Origin of the sequence: Parafrankia sp. EUN1f, from assembly GCF_000177675.1 — a bacterium.
Lineage (GTDB): Bacteria > Actinomycetota > Actinomycetes > Frankiales > Frankiaceae > Parafrankia.
Genome location: NZ_ADGX01000002.1, coordinates 88992 through 110500, shown reverse-complemented (window position 1 = coordinate 110500; position 21509 = coordinate 88992). Strand labels below are relative to the sequence as shown.

The 21509-nt window shown below is 68.4% G+C and carries 19 protein-coding genes and 2 pseudogenes; 7 read left to right on the top strand and 14 right to left on the bottom strand.

The window, feature by feature from the left end; translation table 11 throughout:
* Positions 1 to 434: 434 nt before the first annotated feature.
* On the top strand, positions 435 to 2006 hold the full coding sequence (locus tag FREUN1FDRAFT_RS40865) for a GGDEF domain-containing protein (RefSeq protein WP_006538061.1): 1572 nt from the start codon (positions 435 to 437) through the stop codon (positions 2004 to 2006).
* A gap of 161 nt (positions 2007 to 2167) precedes the next feature.
* On the opposite strand, the gene FREUN1FDRAFT_RS45740 is transcribed toward FREUN1FDRAFT_RS40865, so the two are convergent.
* The 3 genes from FREUN1FDRAFT_RS45740 to FREUN1FDRAFT_RS01040 all read right to left on the bottom strand — a co-directional run bounded on the left by FREUN1FDRAFT_RS45740 (position 2168) and on the right by FREUN1FDRAFT_RS01040 (position 5071).
* Complete coding sequence (locus FREUN1FDRAFT_RS45740; protein ID WP_006538060.1) at positions 2168 to 2389, bottom strand: hypothetical protein; 222 nt, start codon at positions 2387 to 2389, stop codon at positions 2168 to 2170.
* A gap of 770 nt (positions 2390 to 3159) precedes the next feature.
* Complete coding sequence (locus FREUN1FDRAFT_RS01045) at positions 3160 to 3648, bottom strand: DinB family protein (RefSeq protein ID WP_006538058.1); 489 nt, start codon at positions 3646 to 3648, stop codon at positions 3160 to 3162.
* A gap of 331 nt (positions 3649 to 3979) precedes the next feature.
* Positions 3980 to 5071: a PP2C family protein-serine/threonine phosphatase gene (locus FREUN1FDRAFT_RS01040; protein WP_006538057.1), complete on the bottom strand. Its 1092-nt coding sequence runs from the start codon at positions 5069 to 5071 to the stop codon at positions 3980 to 3982.
* A 208-nt stretch (positions 5072 to 5279) separates the two neighbouring features.
* On the opposite strand from FREUN1FDRAFT_RS01040, the pseudogene FREUN1FDRAFT_RS01035 reads away from it, so the two are divergent.
* From FREUN1FDRAFT_RS01035 to FREUN1FDRAFT_RS01025, 3 genes and pseudogenes are all read left to right on the top strand, one after another.
* A pseudogene (locus FREUN1FDRAFT_RS01035) lies at positions 5280 to 5654 on the top strand (helix-turn-helix domain-containing protein); the annotation flags it as partial.
* A 66-nt stretch (positions 5655 to 5720) separates the two neighbouring features.
* On the top strand, positions 5721 to 6302 hold the full coding sequence (locus FREUN1FDRAFT_RS01030; protein WP_006538055.1) for a dihydrofolate reductase family protein: 582 nt from the start codon (positions 5721 to 5723) through the stop codon (positions 6300 to 6302).
* A 470-nt stretch (positions 6303 to 6772) separates the two neighbouring features.
* The gene (locus tag FREUN1FDRAFT_RS01025) at positions 6773 to 7327 is read left to right on the top strand and encodes a YdeI family protein (protein ID WP_006538054.1); all 555 of its coding nucleotides are present in this window, start codon (positions 6773 to 6775) and stop codon (positions 7325 to 7327) included.
* A gap of 32 nt (positions 7328 to 7359) precedes the next feature.
* Here the strand turns inward: FREUN1FDRAFT_RS01025 and FREUN1FDRAFT_RS01020 are convergent, their stop codons facing one another.
* Positions 7360 to 8094: an SDR family oxidoreductase gene (locus tag FREUN1FDRAFT_RS01020; protein WP_006538053.1), complete on the bottom strand. Its 735-nt coding sequence runs from the start codon at positions 8092 to 8094 to the stop codon at positions 7360 to 7362.
* Between the two features lie 79 nt (positions 8095 to 8173).
* Here FREUN1FDRAFT_RS01020 and FREUN1FDRAFT_RS01015 point away from each other — a divergent pair, with 79 nt between their 5' ends.
* Together FREUN1FDRAFT_RS01015 and yaaA are read left to right on the top strand one after the other, a co-directional pair.
* Positions 8174 to 8803 carry a TetR/AcrR family transcriptional regulator gene (locus tag FREUN1FDRAFT_RS01015; RefSeq protein ID WP_232294982.1) on the top strand — a complete coding sequence of 210 codons (630 nt, stop codon included), beginning with the start codon at positions 8174 to 8176 and terminating at the stop codon, positions 8801 to 8803.
* Between the two features lie 73 nt (positions 8804 to 8876).
* Entirely contained in the window at positions 8877 to 9752 is an 876-nt protein-coding gene (gene yaaA, locus FREUN1FDRAFT_RS01010) for a peroxide stress protein YaaA (RefSeq protein WP_006538051.1), read from the top strand.
* A gap of 80 nt (positions 9753 to 9832) precedes the next feature.
* Here yaaA and FREUN1FDRAFT_RS01005 read toward each other — a convergent pair whose 3' ends face one another.
* The 4 genes from FREUN1FDRAFT_RS01005 to FREUN1FDRAFT_RS00990 all read right to left on the bottom strand — a co-directional run bounded on the left by FREUN1FDRAFT_RS01005 (position 9833) and on the right by FREUN1FDRAFT_RS00990 (position 14585).
* On the bottom strand, positions 9833 to 10603 hold the full coding sequence (locus FREUN1FDRAFT_RS01005) for a spirocyclase AveC family protein (protein WP_369809763.1): 771 nt from the start codon (positions 10601 to 10603) through the stop codon (positions 9833 to 9835).
* A gap of 158 nt (positions 10604 to 10761) precedes the next feature.
* Positions 10762 to 12054 (bottom strand): amidohydrolase family protein, encoded by a 1293-nt coding sequence (locus tag FREUN1FDRAFT_RS01000; protein WP_006538048.1) that lies wholly within the window; start codon positions 12052 to 12054, stop codon positions 10762 to 10764.
* A gap of 115 nt (positions 12055 to 12169) precedes the next feature.
* Complete coding sequence (locus tag FREUN1FDRAFT_RS00995; RefSeq protein WP_006538047.1) at positions 12170 to 13423, bottom strand: cytochrome P450; 1254 nt, start codon at positions 13421 to 13423, stop codon at positions 12170 to 12172.
* 19 nt (positions 13424 to 13442) lie between these two features.
* Positions 13443 to 14585, bottom strand: coding sequence for an RNA-guided endonuclease TnpB family protein (locus FREUN1FDRAFT_RS00990; RefSeq protein WP_035948456.1), 1143 nt, complete (start codon positions 14583 to 14585; stop codon positions 13443 to 13445).
* Positions 14586 to 15154: 569 nt separating this feature from the next.
* Here FREUN1FDRAFT_RS00990 and FREUN1FDRAFT_RS00985 point away from each other — a divergent pair.
* The gene (locus FREUN1FDRAFT_RS00985; protein WP_006538045.1) at positions 15155 to 16465 is read left to right on the top strand and encodes a TetR/AcrR family transcriptional regulator; all 1311 of its coding nucleotides are present in this window, start codon (positions 15155 to 15157) and stop codon (positions 16463 to 16465) included.
* Between the two features lie 61 nt (positions 16466 to 16526).
* Here the strand turns inward: FREUN1FDRAFT_RS00985 and FREUN1FDRAFT_RS00980 are convergent, their stop codons facing one another.
* The 6 genes and pseudogenes from FREUN1FDRAFT_RS00980 to FREUN1FDRAFT_RS00965 all read right to left on the bottom strand — a co-directional run bounded on the left by FREUN1FDRAFT_RS00980 (position 16527) and on the right by FREUN1FDRAFT_RS00965 (position 21509).
* Positions 16527 to 17837, bottom strand: coding sequence for an ABC transporter substrate-binding protein (locus FREUN1FDRAFT_RS00980; protein ID WP_006538044.1), 1311 nt, complete (start codon positions 17835 to 17837; stop codon positions 16527 to 16529).
* Positions 17838 to 17879: 42 nt separating this feature from the next.
* The gene (locus FREUN1FDRAFT_RS00975) at positions 17880 to 19094 is read right to left on the bottom strand and encodes a cytochrome P450 (protein WP_006538043.1); all 1215 of its coding nucleotides are present in this window, start codon (positions 19092 to 19094) and stop codon (positions 17880 to 17882) included.
* Positions 19036 to 19281: pseudogene (locus tag FREUN1FDRAFT_RS47835) on the bottom strand (aldehyde dehydrogenase family protein); the annotation flags it as partial. The pseudogene FREUN1FDRAFT_RS47835 and the gene FREUN1FDRAFT_RS00975, both read right to left, overlap by 59 nt.
* A 113-nt stretch (positions 19282 to 19394) precedes the next feature.
* Positions 19395 to 19643, bottom strand: a complete 249-nt coding sequence (locus FREUN1FDRAFT_RS45730) for a hypothetical protein (protein WP_232294981.1) — start codon at positions 19641 to 19643, stop codon at positions 19395 to 19397.
* Positions 19644 to 19648: 5 nt separating this feature from the next.
* Complete coding sequence (locus FREUN1FDRAFT_RS00970) at positions 19649 to 20344, bottom strand: SDR family NAD(P)-dependent oxidoreductase (RefSeq protein ID WP_006538041.1); 696 nt, start codon at positions 20342 to 20344, stop codon at positions 19649 to 19651.
* The gene (locus FREUN1FDRAFT_RS00965) at positions 20337 to 21509 is read right to left on the bottom strand and encodes a spirocyclase AveC family protein (protein WP_006538040.1); all 1173 of its coding nucleotides are present in this window, start codon (positions 21507 to 21509) and stop codon (positions 20337 to 20339) included. The genes FREUN1FDRAFT_RS00970 and FREUN1FDRAFT_RS00965 overlap by 8 nt, the downstream gene beginning before the upstream one ends.

Here is a 21509-nt window from a genome sequence, read left to right as displayed (position 1 = left end):
TTGCCTTGGCTCAGGAGACCCCTCAGCCACCTGCAAGCACGTCCACGGCGCGATCAGGACGCCTTGCACTCGATGTCGCGGCGGTGATCGAACTGACGTGCCTCATCGAGGTCACGCTCCCCTCGGCTGACCACCAAGATCTGGCGACAGCGCCTCTGCCCATTTCGGCACCGCCAAGCGGGCCTGGAACCGCCATCGGCCGCGCCTGTTCGGCAGCACCCCCGAGCGGTTCACTCGCATGCCAGATCCACCCCGACCCGCAGAGACCACACAGAGAGACATTTCCGACTTATATTGGCGCATTAGATTTTACTGAAAAATCACTTGATAATAGGGCACCGTGTTGCCGAGGTGGCACGACAATGAGACCCTTAACTAGGACAAAATGTTTTGAATAATCACCGGCCGGCACGCCGGGATGGGAGCCGTATCAGATGCCGAACAGCAGCCAATGGGTCAGTAGGGTCCCGGGATTTTGGAGCGGCGTTCTTGCTACACTACTCCCGTTGGCTACAGTCACCACCGTCCGGTTCCTTGCACCTGTCGATTTCCGCGCTTCGGTCGTGTACTTCATAGGAGTCTTGGTTGGAATAGCAACCTTCCTATTCACCGTTAGCGAGGGTATGCGTCGAACCGGTCGCGAACGATGGTGGCGTATCCTTCTGGGCTGCTCTGCGATCACCACCTCCCCGCTGGCTTTGGATTTCTTCGTTTCCAGTCTGAGGCGCACCAATCCGCCACATCCTGCATCGTCGACCCTTTTTCTCAGCAGCTTCGTTCTCACGTTCGGTTTCCTGCTAGCAGCTTTACTCCTACTTCCGAGCGAGCCGCGTTTCTTCGCGCCGGACAGGGTCGACAAAGAGAGGGGAGGAGAACATCGGTGGCGTATCGTTCTGGTACTTGACAGTCTGATTCTCGTTGGCTCTGCCGCATTACTTACAAGGCAATTATGGCTCACCGAACGATGGCTTGACTCGCCCGCCCTGACTTTCATGGTCGGCGGAACTCCGATCCTCGTCACCGTTGCGATCCTTTCGGTTCTCTTCCGACAACCACGTTCCCCGCCGACCGCCTGGTTGATTTGCGCTGGCTTGAGTACCACGGCGATCTCTTCGGCGACCTTCAGCCGCCTCGTCATGAGCGGCAGCACGCAGGCCTACCTGGTGACAGTGGGTTTTATGGTGCCACTTATGCTCTACTGCGTGGCGGCCCGCATTAACTCGCCTCCGGTTCTTCAACCGGCTGGTCGGGAGCGGCCTGGTCTGGAGCGATTCCACAGCCTACTTCCCTATATCGCGTTGTCTGGGGCCGGAATCCGGGTCCTCGTGGAACTCGCAAAAGGGAATGTTGACTACGCCGACATGATGGGCCTCCTGGTGTTGGGGGGCCTCGCAATGGTCCGCCAGATGTACACATTTGCCGAGGTCAGAGCGCTGGTGGCCGATCTTCGTGCCAGCCAGCGGCAGCTCCGCCACCAAGCTCTCCACGACCCTCTGACCGGGGCTGCGAACCGCACGCTTTTCACCCAGCGGCTGGAGGAGGCGCTAGAGCAGCTAATTACCACGAAGGGTCGCAGAATATCACTGATGTTCGTGGATCTCGACGATTTCAAGAAGGTGAATGACACATTGGGCCACGCCGCCGGAGACCATTTACTCCAGACCGTTGCAGCCCGAATTTCCAATGCAGTGCGCCCCAGCAACACTGTTGCCCGCCTAGGCGGTGACGAGTTCGGGGTTCTTCTAGCAGACGGTGAGCCAGCGGAAGAGGTCGCTCGCCGCCTGACATCGAGGCTTAGCGCGCCATGCGAGGTTGACGGTGACGTCATTAGCATCAGAGCCAGCATAGGACTCGTCACTACAGACACCTTCAGTCCGCCGATCAGGGGGGAGACGCTTCTTCGGGTAGCCGATTCCGCGATGTACGAGGCGAAACGCGCCGGAGAAGGCAGTATCGTGATCAACCGATATTTCCCACCCATCGATGACGTCGACAGCCCACGGTAGTCAGGAGACCCCCGGCCGTCCGACCTTGTCACGAATACTGAACAGCTGGATTCCAAGGCTCAGAACCTGATCGCCATCAGTCGTGCGATGGGCAGCGGATATGACTGACAATCCTTACCGCCGGTCCGGACCGAGCGGGAAATCTTCCGGCCGGAGCCCGGTCAGCTCCCTACCGAAGCCAGGGAGTCGTGGTCGGCAACCGCAATGCCGAGCCGCTCCAGCAGCACACTGGTCACCGCCGGGTCGACCATGGCGGTGATGCTCCACAGACAACAGCGGTGCGGCACATTGCGGCGCACCCCCAGCCGGACCTCGTCCCGCGATGGTGGCAAGACCCCTGCCGTCCGCAGGCCGGCGGCCAGCACGTCCAGGTTATGCCGCACCAGGTCGCCCTCGTGGCGGCGTCGATCGGCGACGGTGAGCGCGGAGGCGATGTGGTAGCCGACGTCGAGATACCAGGGCGGCCGGCACCGCCCAGGACGATGTTGCCGACATCAAGGTCGCCGAACCGACCTCCGACATCCACACCGCTCGCAACCCGACCATCCTCCGCCCGGCAGCGATGTCGTCGATAACCGACCTGCGCTGACGGCCCCTCGCCAGCGCCGCGATCGGGACCAAGCCACGCAGAGCCACATAGTCACCCGGCCCTGGCCACCTGAGAGGATCACGGACCTCGGTACGCACGGTCGCGCAGCGTGATCGTCGGACAGGCGCGCCGTCTGCGGAGCGGTCATCGCGGGCCCACAGGGCGGAAGGAGGCCGGCCCTTGACAGATGGCGGCATCGAGACCCGAGCGGACAGGACGCCCTCGGCGGACAGCGTGCACGGTGTGCGGGTTCGGCCGTCACGGATCGGACCTTCCATATCCTGCTGGCGCTGGTGACGGCGCTGTTCGTACCAGCGGCCGCGGGCCAGCTGGCCCTGACGCCGAGCGAGAGCCTGTTCCTGATCGCTCCGCTCCCCACGATCGCAGGCCTGATCTGTGTGCCCGCCCGCACCGACGACGGGCCGACGCGAGCGCCTCCGCCTCCGGATGGTGGCTGGTGGCCGCGTTACTCCCACGCGGTCATCGCACTGGACAGACTGATGATCATGCTGCCCCGAGACCGACGCTTGGGTTGAACCAGATCTTGCGCAACCCTGCCAACGCCTATCGTGCGTCGGTGATTTGTTCTCGGAGAATGTCACCATGGCCGGCGTGACGGGCGAAATCCTCGATCAGGAGCAGGTAGACAAACCGTAGGCTGACATCGCCGGCGCGGGGGTGCGCCTTGATGTCGTCGAGCTCGAAGTCGGCGGCGATCACGCGGGAGCGCTCGCTGGCGCGCTCGAATTCAGCGATCACGTCGGCCAGCGTTTCGCCGTCGGCGACAACGAAACTGCCGTCGTCACCGGTGGCGTAGCCGTCGCATGCGGACTCGTCCAGGCCGAGCAGGGTGCGTTGGAACCAGATGCGCTCGGCGGTGGCGGCGTGTTTGATCAGCCCGATCGGTGTGGTGAGTGAGACGACCAGGCGCCGCCGCGCGTCGGTCTCGGATAGCCCTCGCGCGGTGTCGATGAGCGCTTGCCGGTTGCGGTCGAGCATGCTCTCCAACATGAGACGTTCGGGTCCAGTGGTCATTCGGGGCCAAATGAACATTAATTGTCCACCTTTCTGGACTGAAAGGACATTGACGGATCAGACCACGGGCGCGTATTCGAGCGGCATGAAGGTAGATCGGACGGGGCTCGTCTTGATTGCCGAATAGAACACGATGACATCGGCGCCGGAGGCCCGCCGGGGATGTAGGCGTTGCAAACACTTCTCGGCCCTTGTCAGAGGGTCCTCGGGGAATGCCGTGGCCAGAACCGAGGAGGAGCCGGAGCGATCACCAGGATAACATCCAAGCTATGCGCGTGTCACGTGACTTGTGTCGATCTGTTCCAGCGTTTCAGGGGCCAACGGTATCCCAAAGCTCAGGAGAAACGAATCACCTGCTGCTCGCCCCGCGCCTCGAATCCAGGCGTTCCATGGCGACGAGCGCTATGTCGTCGCCGAGGGAACCGCCCGTCCACTCGATGAGTGCGTTGACCAGACGCGCGGTCCCGTCGGGCAGCTGCGCGTCGGTGAACGCGTCCTGCACGGCTGAGATGACCGGGAAGAACTCCCGTGTGCGGTGGTTGCGTGCCTCGACCAGACCGTCGGTGTAGAAAAGCACCTGGTCGGACCGGGCTAGGAGGACGTGGACCGCCTCCGGTACGGATCCGAGCCCGAGTGGTGGCTGCCGGTCCGGGACGCCGAGTGCCGTCACCCTTGCCGCGCGGACCAGCAGTGGGTCGGGATGGCCGGCGTTGAGCAGGAGCATCCGCCCGGCATGGTCGACCTGGGCGACGACCGCGGTGACGAAGTCCTCGCCGTGCCCACGGTCAAGCTTGGCGACCTCGCTGTCGAGTGCCGCGACCAGCTCCGCGGGGTCCTCAAGCCGCCCCGCCAGGGCCCGGAAACAGCCCAGGACCCGGTTGGCGAGCCGGACCGCGTCGAGGCCTTTGCCCCGGACGTCCCCGACGAGCAGCCGCACCCCCCACCGGCTGTCCAGCACCTCGTACAGGTCTCCGCCGACAGCGGCTTCCGCCGCCGCGCTGCGATACATCGCAGTGAACCGCAGGCCGTCGAGGACCGCCGGGACCGGGCTCAGGATGGCTTGCCGCGCAGCCTCGGCCACCTGGATGAGCGCGCTCAGCCGGCGCTCCCGGGTCTGGCGGACCACACTCGCGGCCACAGCTATCCCCCCGCCGAGGGCGATACCGGCGAGCCGGACCGCGATCGCGGTCCGGCTCTCGTCCGATGGCGGTCCCACGAGCTGGTCCCAGATCGATACCGCACCCGCCCCGGCAAACGCCGCGATGGCGTAGATACCGGTCAACCGCGGACCGACGATGCTCGCGGCCAGCAGGGGAGCTATGACGATGAGCGAGATGATGACGAACCCGTGGCCGCCGACCACGTCGATCACACAGACCGCAGCGATGACGGCGAGCGGGAGCAGCGCCGCTGCCCGTGAACGGACTCGCCCGAAGGTCATACCAGATCTCGTACCCGCGATCGGACGCCGTAGGACCATTCTCGATCTCGTCGCGAAGGGATTGTTTCGCGACAAGATCAAATACTGTCTGGCGGGTCGATGCGAAGGATCTTCCGTTCCGGCACGGGACGTCCCCGGCTGGCGCGACGCCGGCCAACGTGGGGACGGGGTGGGGCGGCAAGACGAGGCCCGACACGTTTCATCGCGTCTGGGGCTGGTCCGCCATACGAGCAGCGTTATCGCGACGACCAGCGGGGCGGTGGCGATCGGCGACCTGAACGTGGCGGCCGGTGTCAGCAGCACTCATCTGGCACAGCGGTTCAAGGAGCTCATCGGCGTCACGCCGAAGCGGCTGGCCCGCACCTACCGCTTCGCCGCCACCGTGTTCGCGATCACCCCCGCCGGACCGATCGACTGGTGCGACCTCGCCGGTGGCGCAGGCTACTTCGACCAGGCCCACTTCGGCCACGAGTTCCGGGCGTTCACCGGGCTCACGCCGACCCGGTACGTCGAAGTCCGGCGGCGGTTCCTGCGCGAACATCCCGGCCACGCGCTGGACGGCTGGCCGCTGCCGGCCGATTGATTTCTTACAGGAGCGACTGCTCACGACACGCTAATTTGGCGGCACCCCAAAGCAGAGGAGAGCCCCGTGGGCAAGGTCGTCATGTACAGCTCGGTGTCGGTGGACGGCTTCGTCGCGGACGAGAACGACCAGCCCGGACCGCTGTTCGACTGGTTGTCCAGCGGTGACGTCCCGTTGGACGAGAGCGGCGAGGTGAAGGTGTCGCGGACGTCCTACGACTACACCCGGCCGTACTGGGACCAGATCGGGGTGACACTCGTCGGCCGCCACGTCTTCGACATTACGCACGGCTGGGACGGGAAGCCTCCGAGCGGGATCGACCACGTGGTCGTCGTGACGCACCGGCCGGAGCCCGAGGGCTGGGACCCCGAGGCGCCGTTTCACTTCGTCGACGGCGTCGAGGCAGCCGTGGCCAAGGCGCAGGAGCTTGCGGGTGACCGCATCGTCGAGGTCGCCGCCGGCGAGGTCGGTGGCCAGGTACTTGCCGCGGGTCTGGTCGACGAGGTGCGCATGGACGTCGTACCCGTCGTGTTCGGGTCCGGCAAGCGCTACTTCGGGTCGGTCCACGCGCAACACCTGTTGGAGGATCCTGACGTGATGATTCAGGGCAACCGGGTGCTTCACCTGCGCTATCGGGTGCGCCGTTGACCGATCTGATCGGGTACGCGAAGAATTCCACCGCGGACCGTGAACAAGAATCGGACCTCCGGCTGCGTCTGCGCAGGCCGGAGGCCGTTTCTCGGTCGATGTGAAGCCGTGGCCAGACGGGGGCTCGAAACGAGGTTGAACGCCAAACTCACCACCGTTCGGCTCCGTCGGGGTCTCCCCTTTCCTCACGAAACGTTGAGAGAGCCCAGAGAACCACGGTATCGCCGGAATCGGCGGCCTGTCTCCCACCGCCTACCGCCCCGTCGGCCGCAGACGGGTGCCATACCACTGCTTCGATCCATCACCGTCGAGCATGACATCGAAGCCAGTGGCGTTGCGTTGGCGTTGACGCGATCGAACGCATAGCAGGTGCCGCACCGCGGTGGATGGGCTGCTGTTGACGGCGATGCGGGTACGGACAGCGTCGGGCCCGTGATCTCCGGAATACGGTGAGGGATGTGGAGCTGGAGATGTTGGTCGTGGCCGATGCCCGGGCGTGGCGAGCCTGGCTGGACGTGAACGAGGAGGTCTCCGCCGGGGTTTGGCTGGTGCTGGCGAAGAAGGGCACCACGTCCCCGACGTCGTTGGGCTACGACCACGCGCTGCTGGAGGCACTGTGCAGCGGCTGGATCGATGGTCAACGTAGAAGCCGGGACGCCACCACCTTCCAGCAGCGGTTCACGCCCCGCCGTCGGGCCTCGCTGTGGTCCGAGCGGAACATCGGCCTCGTCGCCGGCCTGGTCGAGGAGGGTCGGATGCGTCCCCGAGGGCAGGCCGAGATCGAGCGTGCGAAGGCGGACGGACGCTGGGAACGGGCCTACGCGGGTTCGGCGAGCGCCCAGGTCCCGGACGATCTGGCGACCGCGCTGGCCACCTCGGCGACCGCCTCGACGGCGTTCGCGGGCCTGAACGGCCGCGACCGTTACTCGGTCCTGCACCGTGTGCTGACGGCGCCGAGCCCGTCGAGCCGGCAGCAGCGGATCACAAGGCTCGTCGGGATGCTCGAACGCGGGGAGACGCCCTGACCTCGGGCTTTCACCGGGCTGACCGGTCCGGATCAGACGAGCCGTAGCCCGCCGTCGCAGGGCAGGACAACGCCGGTGATGAATCCGTTCTCCAGGACCGCGACGATGGCCGCCGCGACCTCGTCGGGCCGGCCGTTGCGCCGGACCGGTGCTCGGCCCGCGAACTCGTCCAGCGCGGCGCGTCGAGCATCCGCTGGCAGTTCGTCCCACCAGCCGGTCTCGATGACGCCCGGAGACACCGCGTTCACCCGCCGGGGAGCAAGCTCGACGGCGAGTGGCGGCACGGCGGCTTCCAGGGCGCCGTTGACCGCGGCCAACCCCGCGGTCCCCGGCAGCGCGGCCTGGGCCGACCCCGCGGTCACCAGCGTGATCGAGCCGTCCGCGGCGAGGGTCGGCATCGCCAGAGCAACGGCCCGCAGGTGGGCGACGGACTTGCCGAGAAATGCTCCGGCCAGGTCGGTGTCGGCGAGCTCGGCCGCGGGACCGGCCCCGCCTCGCCGGGTGACGGTGACGACCAGATCGCTGATCGGTCCCGTCTCGCTGAAGAAGCGCCGCAGCGCGTCGACGTCCTCGGCGTCCACCTGAATTCCCCGGGCCGATCCGCCCAACTCCTTGACGGCCGCCTCGAGCCGGCCGCGGTTGCGGCCGCCGATGGTGACGGCCGCGCCCCGGTCGGCCAGGAGCCGGGCCGTGGCGAACCCGATCCCGGCGCTGCCGCCGAGAACGGCGATGTGACGATCCTGCGCCCTGCTGCTGCTCGCGGACATCGCGAACCTCCATTTCCGAACGACCCGTTCGCAAACTCTATCACCAATACCGAACGGGTCGTTCGGTTACGATGCGGAGGTGAACGAGCAGCCCGCCCGCCGGCCCGGACGACCACGCAGCGAGCGAGCCCGCGCCGCGGTGCTCGACGCGACCCTGGCGCTGGCAGCCGAGGCGGGGCCGGCTGGTCTGTCCATGGAGGCCATCGCGAGGCGGGCCGGCGTCAGCAAGGAGACGCTCTACCGCTGGTGGCCGTCCAAGATCGAGGTGATTCTGGCCGCGATGGTCGAACACGGGCAGGTGAGCATCCCGCTCCCCGACAGCGGCAGCCTGCCGGGCGACCTGCGCGCCTTCCTGAGGTCCACGATCGACGCGCTCGACGGCACCACCGCCCTCCTCCTGCGCGCGGTCGCCGCGGCGGCAGCCACCGACCAGGCGGTCGCCGATGACGTCCGAGACCGTTTCCTCCGCACCAGGCGTGCCGCGCTCGGGACACTGCTCGACCGGGCCGTCGCCCGCGGCGAGATCCCCGACGAGCACACGACGCCGCTGGTCGACTTCGTCTACGGTTCGCTGTGGTACCGACTGATCTTCGGCATCGGACGGCTCGACCACAGGTGGGCCGACGAAACAGCCACCGCGATCACCGCGATCACCGCGACCCGGCAGCCGCCCGAGCGCCCGCCGCTCCCGCCGCTCCCACCGGACTGATCGTCCCCTCGGCCGCCGTAGCCTGGCAGCACAGAACCGCGAGATGCCGAGATGGTGAGATGAGGTCGGACAGGTGCGGATCCTGCTGCCGCCGAGCGAGGCGAAGGCCGAGGGTGGCGACGGGCCGTCGCTGCGGGCGGCCGGGTTCGGCGACGGCCCGCTCGCCGGAGCCCGCGCCGAGGTAGCGCGGGCGATCGCAGTGTTCTGCCGGGCCGACCCGCAGGCGGCGATCGTCGCGCTGCGGCTGCCAGCCTCGCGCGCGCATGCCGACCTGGCCGCCAACACCGCGATGCTGGACGCACCGACGATGCCGACGCTCGACCGCTTCGTGGGCGTCCTCTTCCAGGCGTTGGCTCCGGCGACGCTGCCGCCCGCCGCGCGAGTTGTGGCCAGTCACACGCTGTTCGTGTCCAACGGGGCGTTCGGCCTCCTCGGCGCGACCGAGCCGGTGCCCGACCACCGGGTCGGCATGGCGGCGGCGATCCCCGGCCTCGACGGCCGCGCCGCACCGACCGTGCTCGCGACCTTCTGGCGCGCCCGGCTCGCGCCGGCCCTGCCCGACCTGCTCACCTGCGCCCCGGAGCCCGCTGGCGCTGTCGGCGCCGTCGGCGCCGTCGGCGAGCACCTCGTCGTGGATCTCCGCTCGTCGGACTACGCGAACGTGCCGTCCCTCAACGGACCGATCCGCGCCAGCGCGCTGCCGGTGCGTGCCCTGACCGAGAAACTCGTCGACGGGCGCTGGGCCCGCCGTCCGCTCAGCTACCAGGCGAAGCAGACCAAGGGCCTGCTGGCCCGTGCGCTCCTGCTCGCCGAGGCCGCCGGCCGCGTGGTGAAGACCATCGACGACGTGGCCGAGGTGGCCGAGTCGGCCGGCCTCGTCGCCGAGCCACGCGGCACCGCGACGGCGCCCACCCTTGACGTCATCACCCGCTGGAACCCGACCGCCTGACTCTCCGGCCCCTCAACCCGGCCCCACAACCCGGGCCCTCGGCCCGGCTCGGCGACCCGGACGTCGAGGAGTGTCTGAGGTCATCGCCCGCCGCCCGCGCCGCCATGCAGGGGTTGGTTGGGCACACCGGGGAACAGCTCTCCCGTCGGTCCCACGGTCACATCGCCGTTCAGTTTGGTGACGAGGTGTGGCGCGAACACAGCCCCGTAGAGCAGGTTGCCGAGGACGACCACGGAGACGACGGACAACGCGATCGCACGCGCGCGCGTCCTCGCTCTGCGCTCGGCCCACGTGTCGATGATCGTGCGGCCGTCCACGTCGGTCCGCCCGAGGAGGTAGGTGAAGACCATCATCTGCACGCCCATCGCGAGGGCGTCGTACAGCGGGTACTGGTGCCTGGTGCCCTCGAACATCGCGAGGCCCGGGATGACACGGCCGTAGTAGAAAACCCCCGCGCGGACACCGAAGACACCGTTGAAGGCAAGCGCCCAGGCGTAGCCGACCACGAGCCCGACGGTCAGCAGACCGATCGGCCGTCGCCACCCGAACCTCGCGCGGAGCCGCCGCTCGAGCGCGACACCCATAAGTGCAGGCAGCACGAAGTATTCGATATATCCCAGGGGCACCGACACCGGCAGCCCGCCCCACGTCAGGTTCAACGGCCACCAGGACGGCATCCGCGGCAGGCCGGGCGCGAACTGCGCGTACATCGCCCAGTCGTACGGCGCCTCGATCCACGAGAAGGAGATCGCCGAGATGCATAACAGCAGCAGTGGATGCAGGCGCCGCCGGCGAACAGAGAGGACCACGCCGATCGCGAGAAACGACAGTCCGCCGACATAGGCGAACATCTGGCCGAGAACCAGCGCGGGCGTCAGTTCGTCGCTCACCGTTCCCCCTCGGACTCCGACCGACCCCGCATCTCCGGGTCGAGACGTAGTACCAGAAAGAAGATGAGCGCGATGAGAGCGAACAGCGTTCCGAGCATGATGAGCGCGCCCATGGATCCTCAGCTCTCCCTGGAGGTGGGCAGCTGTCGGGCGAGGTCGAGCACGCTGACCGGGGCCGTGCCAGCCTTCCTGAGGCGCTCCGACGACCGGTAGCCGAGGTCGACGTCGGCGGCACGCGCGCGCAGCGCGCCGACGGTGGCCTGCTCCCTGGGGAGATGCGAGAAAAGATCGAAGGAGAAAAGCCGCAGCGCGTTCTCGTGGGTGATCTTCGCGACATCTCGGTCAGGTACCCCGTCGAGGTAGCGGCCGAGGGATTCGGGCGCGAGCGGCCAGGACGAGTCCGAGTGCGGATAGTCGCACTCCCACGTGACCATGTCGATGTTCAGCTTTCCGCGGCTGGCGACGCCGAACTCGTCCTCGATGAAGCAGGTGACGATGCGCTGGAGGAACAACTCGCTGGGAAGCATGTCACCGAAGTCCTGATGGGTCCAGGCGCGGTGCTTTTTGTAGACGCGGTCGACGCGTTCGAGGAAGTACGGAATCCATCCGATGCCCCCTTCGCTGAGGGCCAGGGTGAGGTCGGGGAAACGTCGAAGGAACGGCGACCAGATCAGGTCGGCGGCGGCCTGCACGATGCTCATCGGCTGCAGGGTGATCATCGTGTCGACGGGTGCGTCGAGGGAGGTGATGACGACCTGGGAGGACGAGCCGATATGTAGGCAGACCACGGTGTTCTGCTCTGAGCAGGCCTGCCAGAAGGGATCCCAGTGGTCGCTGTGCAGCGACGGGTACCCGAGCTTCTCCGGGTTCTCCGAGAAGGTCACGGCGTGACAGCCCTTCGCGGCGACACGCCGGACCTCCTCCGCCATCAGCGCGGGATCCCAGATCGGCGGCAGCGCCAGCGGGATCATCCGCCCCGGGTATGTGCCACACCACTCGTCGATGTGCCAGTCGTTGTAGGCCCGCAGGACGGCCAGCGCGAGGTCCTTGTCGCTCGCCCGCGCGAAGTACTGGCCGCAGAACTGTGGATAGGACGGGAAGTTCATCGACGCCGCGAGGCCGCCCGCGTTCATGTCGCGGATGCGTTCATGGATATCGAAGCACCCCGGCCGGATCTCGCTGAAACGGGTCGGCTCCGCGCCGTATTCGTCCGGGGGACGACCGGCCACGGCGTTCAGGCCTACATTCGTCGCCTCCTGTCCTTCGAAGACCCAGGCGTCGGTTCCGTCGTCCTTGGTGATGACCTTGGGTGCCTGGTCGGCGTACCGGGCAGGAAGGCGGCCGGCGAACATGTCGGGGGGCTCCACCGCATGGTCGTCGACGGAGACGAGAATCAGATCGTTGATGTCCACGGTCAGCTCCTTGCCGATCGGAGTTCCTGGACGAGCAGCGCACCGGCGCGACGGAGGTGGAGGTCAGGTCCTCCGTGCAGGGAGCTCCGCCTCAGGAGGCGTTTGAGGCAGCTGATCAGGGGATCACGACCGGGAGCTTCTCCCAGCCGCGGACGGTCGAGGTCTGCGCCATGGTCGCGTTCTCCCAGTCGACGTCCCAGCGCGGGAACCGGGCGAGAAGCTCCTCCAGGGCGATCCGGCCCTGCAGCCGGGCCAGCGCGGCGCCGAGGCAGTAGTGCGCGCCGAGCCCGAGGGTCAGGTGCTGTCCGACCTCGCGGTGGATGTCGAAGACGTCACCGCGCGGGAAGCGGCGGTCGTCCCGGTTGGCACTCCCGACCAGGAAGACGAGCGCGGAGCCGGCGGGCACCGTGGTGCCGTGCCATCCGACGTCCCTGGTCACGTACCGGGAGATAGCCATGCTCGGCGGTTCGTACCGCAGCACCTCCTCGACCGCGTTCGGGATCAGGGAGGGGTCATCGACGAGTTCCTGCCGCTGATCGGGGTGCGCCGCCAGGGTGGAGCCGATCCAGCCGACCAGCCGGCCGGTGGTCTCGTTGCCGGCCCCGGAGAGGATGTTGACGTAGCCGAGCACCTCGTCTCTGGTCAGTGTGCGGCGCACGCCGTTCTCGTCGTCGAACTCGGTGTACAGCAGGTCCGTCATGAGGTCGTTGGACGGGTTGTCCCGCCGCCAGTCGATGTAGTCGCCGTAGATCTCCCCGGAGAGGATCGCGGTATCGGCCACGTTGATGCCGCTGCCGTCCTGGATCCGCATCGAGCTGTCGACATGGTCGCGGACGGACGCCTGCTCGGCCTCCGGGATCCCGAGCAGCATCCCGATCACCCTCATGGGCAGCTCGCCGCCCAGAGCCTCCATCAGGTCGAACCGGTCGCGGCTTCGGTAGGGGTCGAGGGCGTTGGCGCAGAACTCCCGCACCCTGGGCTCCAACGCGCTGATCCGCCGCGGGGTGAACACCCTGACCAGCAGGCGGCGGTGAATGGTGTGAACCGGTGGATCCTCCATGATCAGCGTGCCCGGCGGAATCTCGATGCCCGCCTTGATGATCTCCAGGACCATGCCACGCCCGGACCGGTAGGTCTCCCAGTCGGGCAGCCCGCGCTCACAGTCGGCGTATCGGCTCAGCGCATAGAAGTCATGCTCCTCGTTGTAATACAGCGGCGCCTCATCCCGCAGGCGCCGGTACGTCGGGTAAGGGTCGGCGGCGAGGCTCGAGTCGTACGGGTCCCACTGGACCGGAGCGATGCTGTTGACATTCTCGCCGGCCTGAAGGCTGGTGATTCCCACCCTCACGGGCAGGTTTTCCTGCTTCATCGACAGACGCCTCCCCATTCTAGGAACAGGGTGGTCTGACTCCGTCTCCACAGGCTGACACCGTGAGCCCCACGGCCAGAATGTTCCGCGCCGCGTTTACATCCCGGTCGTGCACCAAACCGCAGCGACAGGCCCACTCCCGAACGTTCAACGGCAGGCTTTCGACCCGCGCCCCGCAGGACGAGCAGGTCTTCGAGCTGGGATACCAGCGGTCGACGGCGATGACCTCCCGGCCATACCAGCCGGCCTTGTACTCCAGCATCCGCCGCAACTCCGACCACGACGCGTCCGAGACCGCCCGGGCCAGCGAACGATTCCGGACCATGTTCCGGACCGCCAGATCCTCGACGACCACCGTTTGGTTCTCGCGGATGATCCTCGTGGACAGCTTGTGCAGATGATCCCAGCGCCGGTCCGCGATCCGACCATGGACCCGGGCAACCCGAGCCCGGGCCTTCGCCCGGTTCGCCGAGCCCTTCGCCTTGCGGGACAGCGTCCGCTGCGCCCGGGCGAGGCGTTCCCGATCCCGCCCCTCGTGCCCCGGGTTGGCCACCTTCTCCCCGGTCGACAACGTGACCAGCGACGTGACCCCGGCGTCGATCCCCACCCGCCCCGGTGACGCCGGCAGGGCGGAGACCGACTCCTCGACCAGGATCGACACGTGGTACTGACCACGGCTGTTGCGGGACACCGTGACCTGCGACGGCACCGCACCACCAGGCAACGGACGGGACCACACGATGTCCAACGGACTGGTCTGCTTCGCCAACGTGACCCGGCCATCCCGGAAGGTGAAACAGTTCCGGAAATAGGTCGCCGAATCGGTGGTCCTCCCTTTCCTCTTGAACGTCGGAGGGCCAGCCCGCTTCGCCCAGAAGTTCACATACGCGGCCTGCAGATACCGCAGTGTCGCCTGCAGCAGACCCTTCGACGGCTCGGCGAGCCACCGCGTATCCGGCTCGCGTTTCCAGGCCGTGAGCATCCGGTCGGTCTCGGCATGGCCGACCCGGCGCTGCTCCTGGGTCCAGGCCCGGTGTCGTTCGGTCAGCGCACGGTTGTACACATAGCGCACACAGCCGAAGGTTTTCGCGAGGTTCTCCACGTGTTCTGGATTCGGGTAGAAACGGTACCTGTATGCCCGTTTCACCACCCGACTCCCCATAACCGGCAGAATACAACGCGCGACTGTCACCTTTACGGCCGAGTTGATGTGCTGACCGCGCCCTGAAGGACGGGGCCTGCGCGCTACCTTTATTGGTCACCTGATTCCCTCCGGCGCGAACGCGGGATCGAGGAGCACGGGCGGTGAGGTCGGGGTCGGGGTCCGGATCGACCGGCGGCGCGCAGGCGGGAGGCTCGCCGCCAGGTCCCGCGGCTTCTTGAAGCGCGGATGAGCAGACCGTCGGCCCGGCCCGCGCCCGCCGCGCAGCGGAACTGATCCTCGATGCCGGGCCGGGGCCGGTTGACGGCTACCGACGACTTAAACCTAATATTTGTTCACAACGGAAAATACTGGCTTCCGGGTGGACTGTAAAGCGATCGCGCCCCGTACGCCTGGTTCCCCGCGGACGCATCGAGGCATCCTGAGGGCTCGTCGAGGTCACCGTGACGCCCCCGGACAAGGGCGTTGCCCATCCAGGGGCGGGTTCACCGGCGGGCGCTGGACCGGAACGCGGCCCGCGCGATTTTCGGTAGCGTCGTCGGTCGCAGGAGGTGTCGAAGGGGGAGGCCGTGTCGAGGGATGGTGCGCGCCGGGGTGAGATCCTCGATGCTGCCGCGCGGCTGTTCGCCACGGCGGGGATCCGCGCGACGCTGAAGGACATCGCCGACGCGGCCGGTATCCTCGCCGGCAGCCTGTACCACCATTTCGACTCCAAGGACGCCATCGTCGCCGAGCTGATCCGGCGCTACCACCTGGCGCTGGACGGGGTCGCGCAGGCCGCCGTCGAGGAACTGCGCCGGCCGGGCGGACGACCACCGGCCGAGCTGGTCGTGGCGTTCGGTGAGGCGATCGCCGGTTGTGCGGTGCAGCACCGGGCGGCCGTACTGCTCTCGTACTACGACCCGCCGGTGGGAGCCAGCGACGAGCTGGTCCAGGTCTCGGCGCGGACGCCGTCCGTCGTGCGCGCCGTGCTGTTGGAGCTGCTGGAGGCCGGACGCGACAGCGGCTGGCTACGACCGGGCGTCGACCTGGCGCTGCTCGCCGACCGGATGTGCGAGAGCATGATCCATGTAGGTATCGGTGTGTCGCACCGGCTGCCGGGCGCGGACCGGCTGCCCGCCCTGCGCTGCCGGATCCTGCTTGAGGGCGTCGCCGCCGGGCCGGTCGACGGCGCGGCGTTGGACCGGTCGGCCGCGTTCGCCGCGGCGCAGGAGCAGATCGCGAGCTGGCCCGACGCGGACGAGTTGGCCGAGGCCGGCCGGCCCGCGCTGATCCGGGCGGCCGCGCGGGCGGAGTTCGGCCGGCGCGGATACGAGGCGACGACCATTCGCGACATCGCGGCCGCCGCCGGCGTCAGCGTCGCCGGCGTCTACCGCGTCGCCGACTCCAAGGAGCAGTTGCTCGCGTCGATCATGATCTCCTACGTCGAAGCGCTCAACGCCGGCTGGCGGGCCGTGCTCGCCGCGCCCGCGGGAGCAGTGGAACGGCTCGACGCGCTGCTGTGGCTCAACGCGAAGGTCATGGAGCGGTACAGCGAGGAGTTCCGGATCCAGTTCGGCGCGCTGCGCCAGTCACCGCCGAGCAGCCCGGACCTGACCTGGTCGTTCCCGTCCCAGCTGCGGCAGGTCAAGAAACTGCTGACCGACGGGGGAAGGGACGGCGACCTACGGCTCGCCGGCTCGTCGGCCGACGTGCGGGCCCGGTCGCTGTTCGAGCTGCTGTTCACACCGGACGACATCGTCAGCGCCGTCGGCCCGCGCGGCGCGCTCGAGCTTGCCCGCGACACGGTCCTGCGCGGCGCCGCCAGGCCGGCCGCCTTCGAACGACCGGCCGCGGGCAAGGTCAGGGCCCGCCAATGGGACCGCACCGGTTCCGTCTAGGTCTGCCGGAGCCGGGGTTCCCCGGGCGAGGTTTCCCGGGTGAGCTGCCGGTCCCTCCAGCTCAGTCGGCTACGGGTGTGTTGCCGACGACCTCGTAGGTGGTTGGCCTGCCTTCCCCGTCGAGGGTGGTTACGAGGCCGCCGCGGGTGCAGACGGCTGGCGTGTCCGGGACGGCCTTGCCGTTGCAGCGGAACTTCAGCCCGCCGGCGCCGGGGAGTTCCTGCTCGGGCATGTTCCTGATGGCGGCGAGCACGGACTGGGGTGTGATGTCGCCCGCGATGTGCCCGACGGCCGCCTGGAAGCCGGCGAGCACGGTGAACATGACCAGGCCGTCCGCGACGCTGGGGTCGATGTCCTTGCCGTAGGCGTCCACCACGGCGTCGTAGAGGCGGGTCGACGGGTTGTCCGTGCCGATCGGTGAGTAGCTGCTGATCGCGACGCCTTTCAGGGCGGCGCCGGGCACGGCCTTCAGGGTGGCGTCGGTGATGCATTCCGAGACGGCGGTGATCTTCCCGGTGTAGCCGACGGCTTTCAGGCCGTTGAGCGCGCTGATGCAGAACGAGTCGTTACCCGCGATGAAAACGACGCCGGGGTTACGGGACGCGACGCTCTGCGCCTGCGGTGTCATGTCGGCGGTTCCGGGCGGCACGGCGACGAGTGTGTTCTCGACTCCGGCCTTTCGCAGGGTCGGCACCGCGACGTCGGTCAGGGCGGAAACAGCCGCCGGGACGTCGATGACGATCGACGTGATCCTGGTGGCGTGTTCCTGCCTGGCGATCTGCAGCGGCAGCTCGACGAGTGGGAAGTTCGGGCTGCTCAGGATGAAGGTCGACTCGCTGTCGTGGAGGAGGGCCACGTCGCTCGAGCCGTAGAGCATGACCGGGATCTTCGCCTCGGCGACCGGCTGCCAGATGCTCTCGACGACGCCGGTCGTGCCTATGAGGACCGCGGTCACGCCCTCTTCGATCATCCGGTTGCCACAGTCCGTGCCTTTCGCGGGGTCCGTCTGGCTGGTGCACTGCACCAGCTCGATCGGTCGTCCGGAGAAGCCGGAGCGATGCTCGTTGAGGAACCTGACGGTCGCTTCGGCCACCCGGCCCTGGATGGAAAGGTCACTGAAGGCGCCCTTGCCCTCTGTGACCACGCCGATCCGGATGGGGACGCCGGTCGCGGCCGCCCGGGGGCCGAGTGCCTGGGATGCGCTGCCGTTCATGGGCGCGCCGTCCGGGCGCTCGTCGCTGCTGCCTCCGCCACAGCCAGCGGCAGCAAGCAGAGCCGCGGTCAGCGCGGCCGCGGTGGCCAGGGGTGGTCTGGCCGGTCGCCGCCCTCGTGGGCGCGCGGACCGATGGGTCGGGATCCGTAAGAGCCGCATCGGTTTCTCCAGTCGCTTCGGGGCGCGCCGCCGGTGCGGCGGCTACGCGGCCACGTCGAACAGGACAGGCAGACTGGTGGGCGAGCGGAAGACCTGCCCGTGGATGTGCGGGTCGTCGCCGTCGGGGTCGAGGCGCAGCCCTGGGAGCCGGTCGAGCAGCGTTTCGAGAGCGACACGCATCTCGAGCCTGGCGAGGTGCATGCCCAGACAGATGTGGACGCCGTGGCCGAACGAGATGTGCTGCCTTCCCTGCCTGCGGATGTCGAAGCGGTCGGGTTCGGGGTTGCGCTCGGCCTCCCGGTTGGCCGCGCCGAGCATCGGCATGACCGCGGAGCCGGCCGGGATGGGAACGCCGGACAGCTCGGTGTCGCGGGCCGCGACCCTGGTGATCGACAGCAGCGGCGGCTCCCAGCGGACCGCCTCCTCGATCGCCTGCGGGATCAGTGATCGGTCGGCGCGCACGGCGTCGAGCTGGTCCGGATGCGACAGGAGCCCGAACAGCATGCTGCCGGTCGACCGGTATGTGGTCTCGACTCCGGCGGGCAGCAGCAGGCGCAGGAACGAGAAGATCTCGTCGTCGGTGAGCCGTTGGCCGTCGAGCTCGGCGGCGGCGAGGTCGCTGATGAGGTCGTCGCGGGGCGCGGCGCGCCGCGCGGCGAGGATCTGGGCGAAGTACCGCTTGAGGGCGCCGGCGGCGGCGAGGCCTCGTTCCCGGTTGGTCAGGATGCTCAGCAGCGCGATCGACCAGCGCTGGAACCGCGGGTAGTCCTCGGGGGGCAGGCCGAGCAGGCTCGCTGTGACCTTGGGCGGGAAGGGGAAGGTGAACTGCCGGACGAGGTCGGCCCGGCCGTCGGCGGCGAACTGGTCGACGAGCTCGCCCGCGATCCGCCCGACGAGGTCGTGCTCCCGGCGGGCCACCGCCCTCTGCGTGAACGCGCCGGCGACCAGAGCGCGGTGGCGGCGGTGCGCCGGCTCGTCCATCCCGAGCATGACGTCCTTGCCCAGGGCGTCCCCGAAGAAGTCGAGGATGATGGACGAGGAGAACGTCTCGTTGTCCCGCAGCACGCGGGCCACGTCGTCGTACCGGTAGACGAAGAAGATGGGCTTGTTCTCGTCGTGCGGCATGTCGGAGAGGTCGAGCCGCTGGACCGGCTCGTCGCGGCGCATCCGCGCGAGCTCGGGATAGGGGTCCCGGACGTCACCGGCGACGGTGTCGTCGAAGCTGCCGAAGTCCTCGAGGTCGTCGTAGAGCTGCATTCCGTGATCCCCTCCAGGCCGGGTGGGCGACGGACTTGATCTCCAGGTACTGGTCGAAGCCGGCGCGGCCGTTCTGCCGGCCGACGCCACTGGCCTTGTAGCCCCCGAACGGGACGTCGGCGCCGTACGGAGCGGCGCCGTTCAGGCCGACGAACCCCGCGCGCAGCTGCCGGCGATCGCGGCGCGACCTGGCCGAGGGGCTCTTCGGCGGCGGGATTGATGGAGGTGAAGGTGCCGGCTTCGCCGTCGACGAGCCGGCCGTCGATGAGCATTCTGGTCTCGAGCTGGACTGTCGGGCTGTCAGCCACGGTGTTCGCTCTCGTCGGGCCGTGGGGTGAGGGGGGCGAGCCGTCGCGGGTGCTCGCGCAGGCTGCCTGGTCGCGGCAGGCCCATCGCCTTGCTCGCCACGAGGCGGAAGACCCGGTCGGGCATGAGGCGGCGGCCGGTCAGCATCAGCCGGGCGTCCCTGCCGACCGGGTGGCGGGCAAACGGGGCCCGGTCGCGCAGCGCCCTGACGAGCCCCGGCGGGAACTCCTCGGGAGGCTTCACCGACTTCAGGAGGCGCTGGCCGGCACGTTCGAGCCGGGCGTGATGCTCGCCGTACGGCCCCGCCAGGTCGGCGTAGGTGAAGGTCGAGTCCAGGGATGTGTCGAACGCGCCCGCGACGAGGACGGTGACGCCGAGGCCGAGGGGGCGACCTCCTCGGCGAGTGCCTCCGCCCATCGTTCGAGCGCGCCCTTGGACGCGGAGTAGGCGCTGATCGTGGGCATCCCGCGCACGCCCGCGGCGCTGGAGATCACGACTATCCGGCCGCGGCCGGCGGCCCGCATGACGGGCAGGAGCTCCTGGGTGAGGCGGACGGGGCCGAGCAGGTTGGTGGAGAAGAGCTGCTGCCAGATGCTGGCCGGCATCTCCTCGACGCAGCCGACGGACATGTAGGCGGCGTTGTGCACGATGGCGTCAGGCGACCCGAGCGCCTTCTCGACCGCCCGGGCGCAGCCGATGATCGAGGCCGGGTCGTCGAGGTCGAGGCGGACGGCGCTCAGACGCGGGTCGTCCGGTGCCGCGCCGGTGGCCTCCCGCAGCCGCGCCAGGCCGACGTCGGGCGAGCGCATCGCGGCGAGGACGTGCCAGCCCTGCCGGTGCAGGTGGGCGGCGGAGGCAAGCCCCAGGCCGCGGGACGCCCCCGTGATGACCACGCTGCGAGCGCCTCCCGTCGCGTGCTCGGCCTGCTCGGCGTGCTCAGCCATCGTGGTCTCCGGCGCAGCGTCCACCGTCGGCCGGTGGGGTCACGTTCGGACGTCCCGACTGGGCACTGGGCCAGCCGGACCAGATGCCTTCGAAGTAGGGGCCGGGCTGCCCGGCCTTCTCGTAGAAGCCGTTGGGGTCGTAGACCCTGGCCTCGGGATAGGGCCAGGGGCAGGCGACCGACGTCGCGGACTTCGTGGCCCGGATGACGGCGAACCCGGCACCGTAGGCGAAATAGGCGATGTTGAGGACCACGAACATCACCGCGAAGGTGCCCAGCGCCGGCCGATGGCCAAGCAGCCGCAACCGGTGGGCCAGCTTCTCGGCCTGGGTGCGCCCGGTGTCGTCCCGGTACACCAGCAGGCCCGCGGGAATCATCACCAGCGTGACGAGCCCGGACTCCCACAGCAGCGGGAACTGATAGGGCTTGCCCGCCCACAGCGAGCCGAACGGGATCACCTGCGAGTAGATGTAGAGCCCGGTGCGGATGCAGAAGATCTCCAGGATCGCGTCGTAGGCGAAACCGATCACGAAGATCAGCAGGCCCATGGTGACGAGCGGGTGCCGGGAGACGAACGCGTCCGGGCCACGGCGGGCCTGCAGGCGCCGCACGATCCAGATCGCCGGAAAGTACGGCCCGGCGTAGAACGTCAGGTAGGACAGCACGATGAACGGCTCGACCGTGGGCGAGAGCGAGACCAGCGGCCAGTTCTCCGGCCAGTGCGTGACCTGGGGGTTGTAGACCGCGTACGGCGCCCAGTTCATGACCGGGTCCAGCCAGACGATCCCCGTGGACGCGAGCAGCATCAGCAGGACGGGGTGTTTCGGGTACTTCCGCCAGAAGAGCACGAACGCGACCACGACGGCGACCACGGTGAGGACCCACCCGGCCTCGTGCATGACGATCCAGTCCGATTTCCCGAACAGGAATCTCACCGGGCGCGGGGCGCCCTCCACGTCGGGGTTGGCGATCCGGTCCTCGACCGCGCCGCGCCGCATGTTGTACAGAACGGCGATGATCGCGACGTTCGCCACGAGCACGCCCAGCAGCACCCACCATCTCGGCAGCCGCGCCCGCGCGTTCGGCCGCGTGCGGGCCGGGCCGGGTGGAGTGGGTGGAGGGGGTGAGGTGGGTGGGATGGCGGGCGAGATGACGGTCTTCGCCAT

Excerpts from the sequence above, each read along its gene's own strand:
- FREUN1FDRAFT_RS40865 (WP_006538061.1), top strand. The coding sequence starts at position 435 with ATGCCGAACAGCAGCCAATGGGTCAGTAGGGTCCCGGGATTTTGGAGC.
- FREUN1FDRAFT_RS01045 (WP_006538058.1), bottom strand. The coding sequence starts at position 3,648 with ATGTTCATTTGGCCCCGAATGACCACTGGACCCGAACGTCTCATGTTG.
- FREUN1FDRAFT_RS01040 (WP_006538057.1), bottom strand. The coding sequence starts at position 5,071 with ATGACCTTCGGGCGAGTCCGTTCACGGGCAGCGGCGCTGCTCCCGCTC.
- FREUN1FDRAFT_RS01025 (WP_006538054.1), top strand. The coding sequence starts at position 6,773 with ATGTTGGTCGTGGCCGATGCCCGGGCGTGGCGAGCCTGGCTGGACGTG.
- FREUN1FDRAFT_RS01020 (WP_006538053.1), bottom strand. The coding sequence starts at position 8,094 with ATGTCCGCGAGCAGCAGCAGGGCGCAGGATCGTCACATCGCCGTTCTC.
- FREUN1FDRAFT_RS01005 (WP_369809763.1), bottom strand. The coding sequence starts at position 10,603 with ATGTTCGCCTATGTCGGCGGACTGTCGTTTCTCGCGATCGGCGTGGTC.
- FREUN1FDRAFT_RS00995 (WP_006538047.1), bottom strand. The coding sequence starts at position 13,423 with ATGAAGCAGGAAAACCTGCCCGTGAGGGTGGGAATCACCAGCCTTCAG.
- FREUN1FDRAFT_RS00990 (WP_035948456.1), bottom strand. The coding sequence starts at position 14,585 with ATGGGGAGTCGGGTGGTGAAACGGGCATACAGGTACCGTTTCTACCCG.
- FREUN1FDRAFT_RS00980 (WP_006538044.1), bottom strand. The coding sequence starts at position 17,837 with ATGCGGCTCTTACGGATCCCGACCCATCGGTCCGCGCGCCCACGAGGG.
- FREUN1FDRAFT_RS00975 (WP_006538043.1), bottom strand. The coding sequence starts at position 19,094 with ATGCAGCTCTACGACGACCTCGAGGACTTCGGCAGCTTCGACGACACC.
- FREUN1FDRAFT_RS00970 (WP_006538041.1), bottom strand. The coding sequence starts at position 20,344 with ATGGCTGAGCACGCCGAGCAGGCCGAGCACGCGACGGGAGGCGCTCGC.
- FREUN1FDRAFT_RS00965 (WP_006538040.1), bottom strand. The coding sequence starts at position 21,509 with ATGGCGAAGACCGTCATCTCGCCCGCCATCCCACCCACCTCACCCCCT.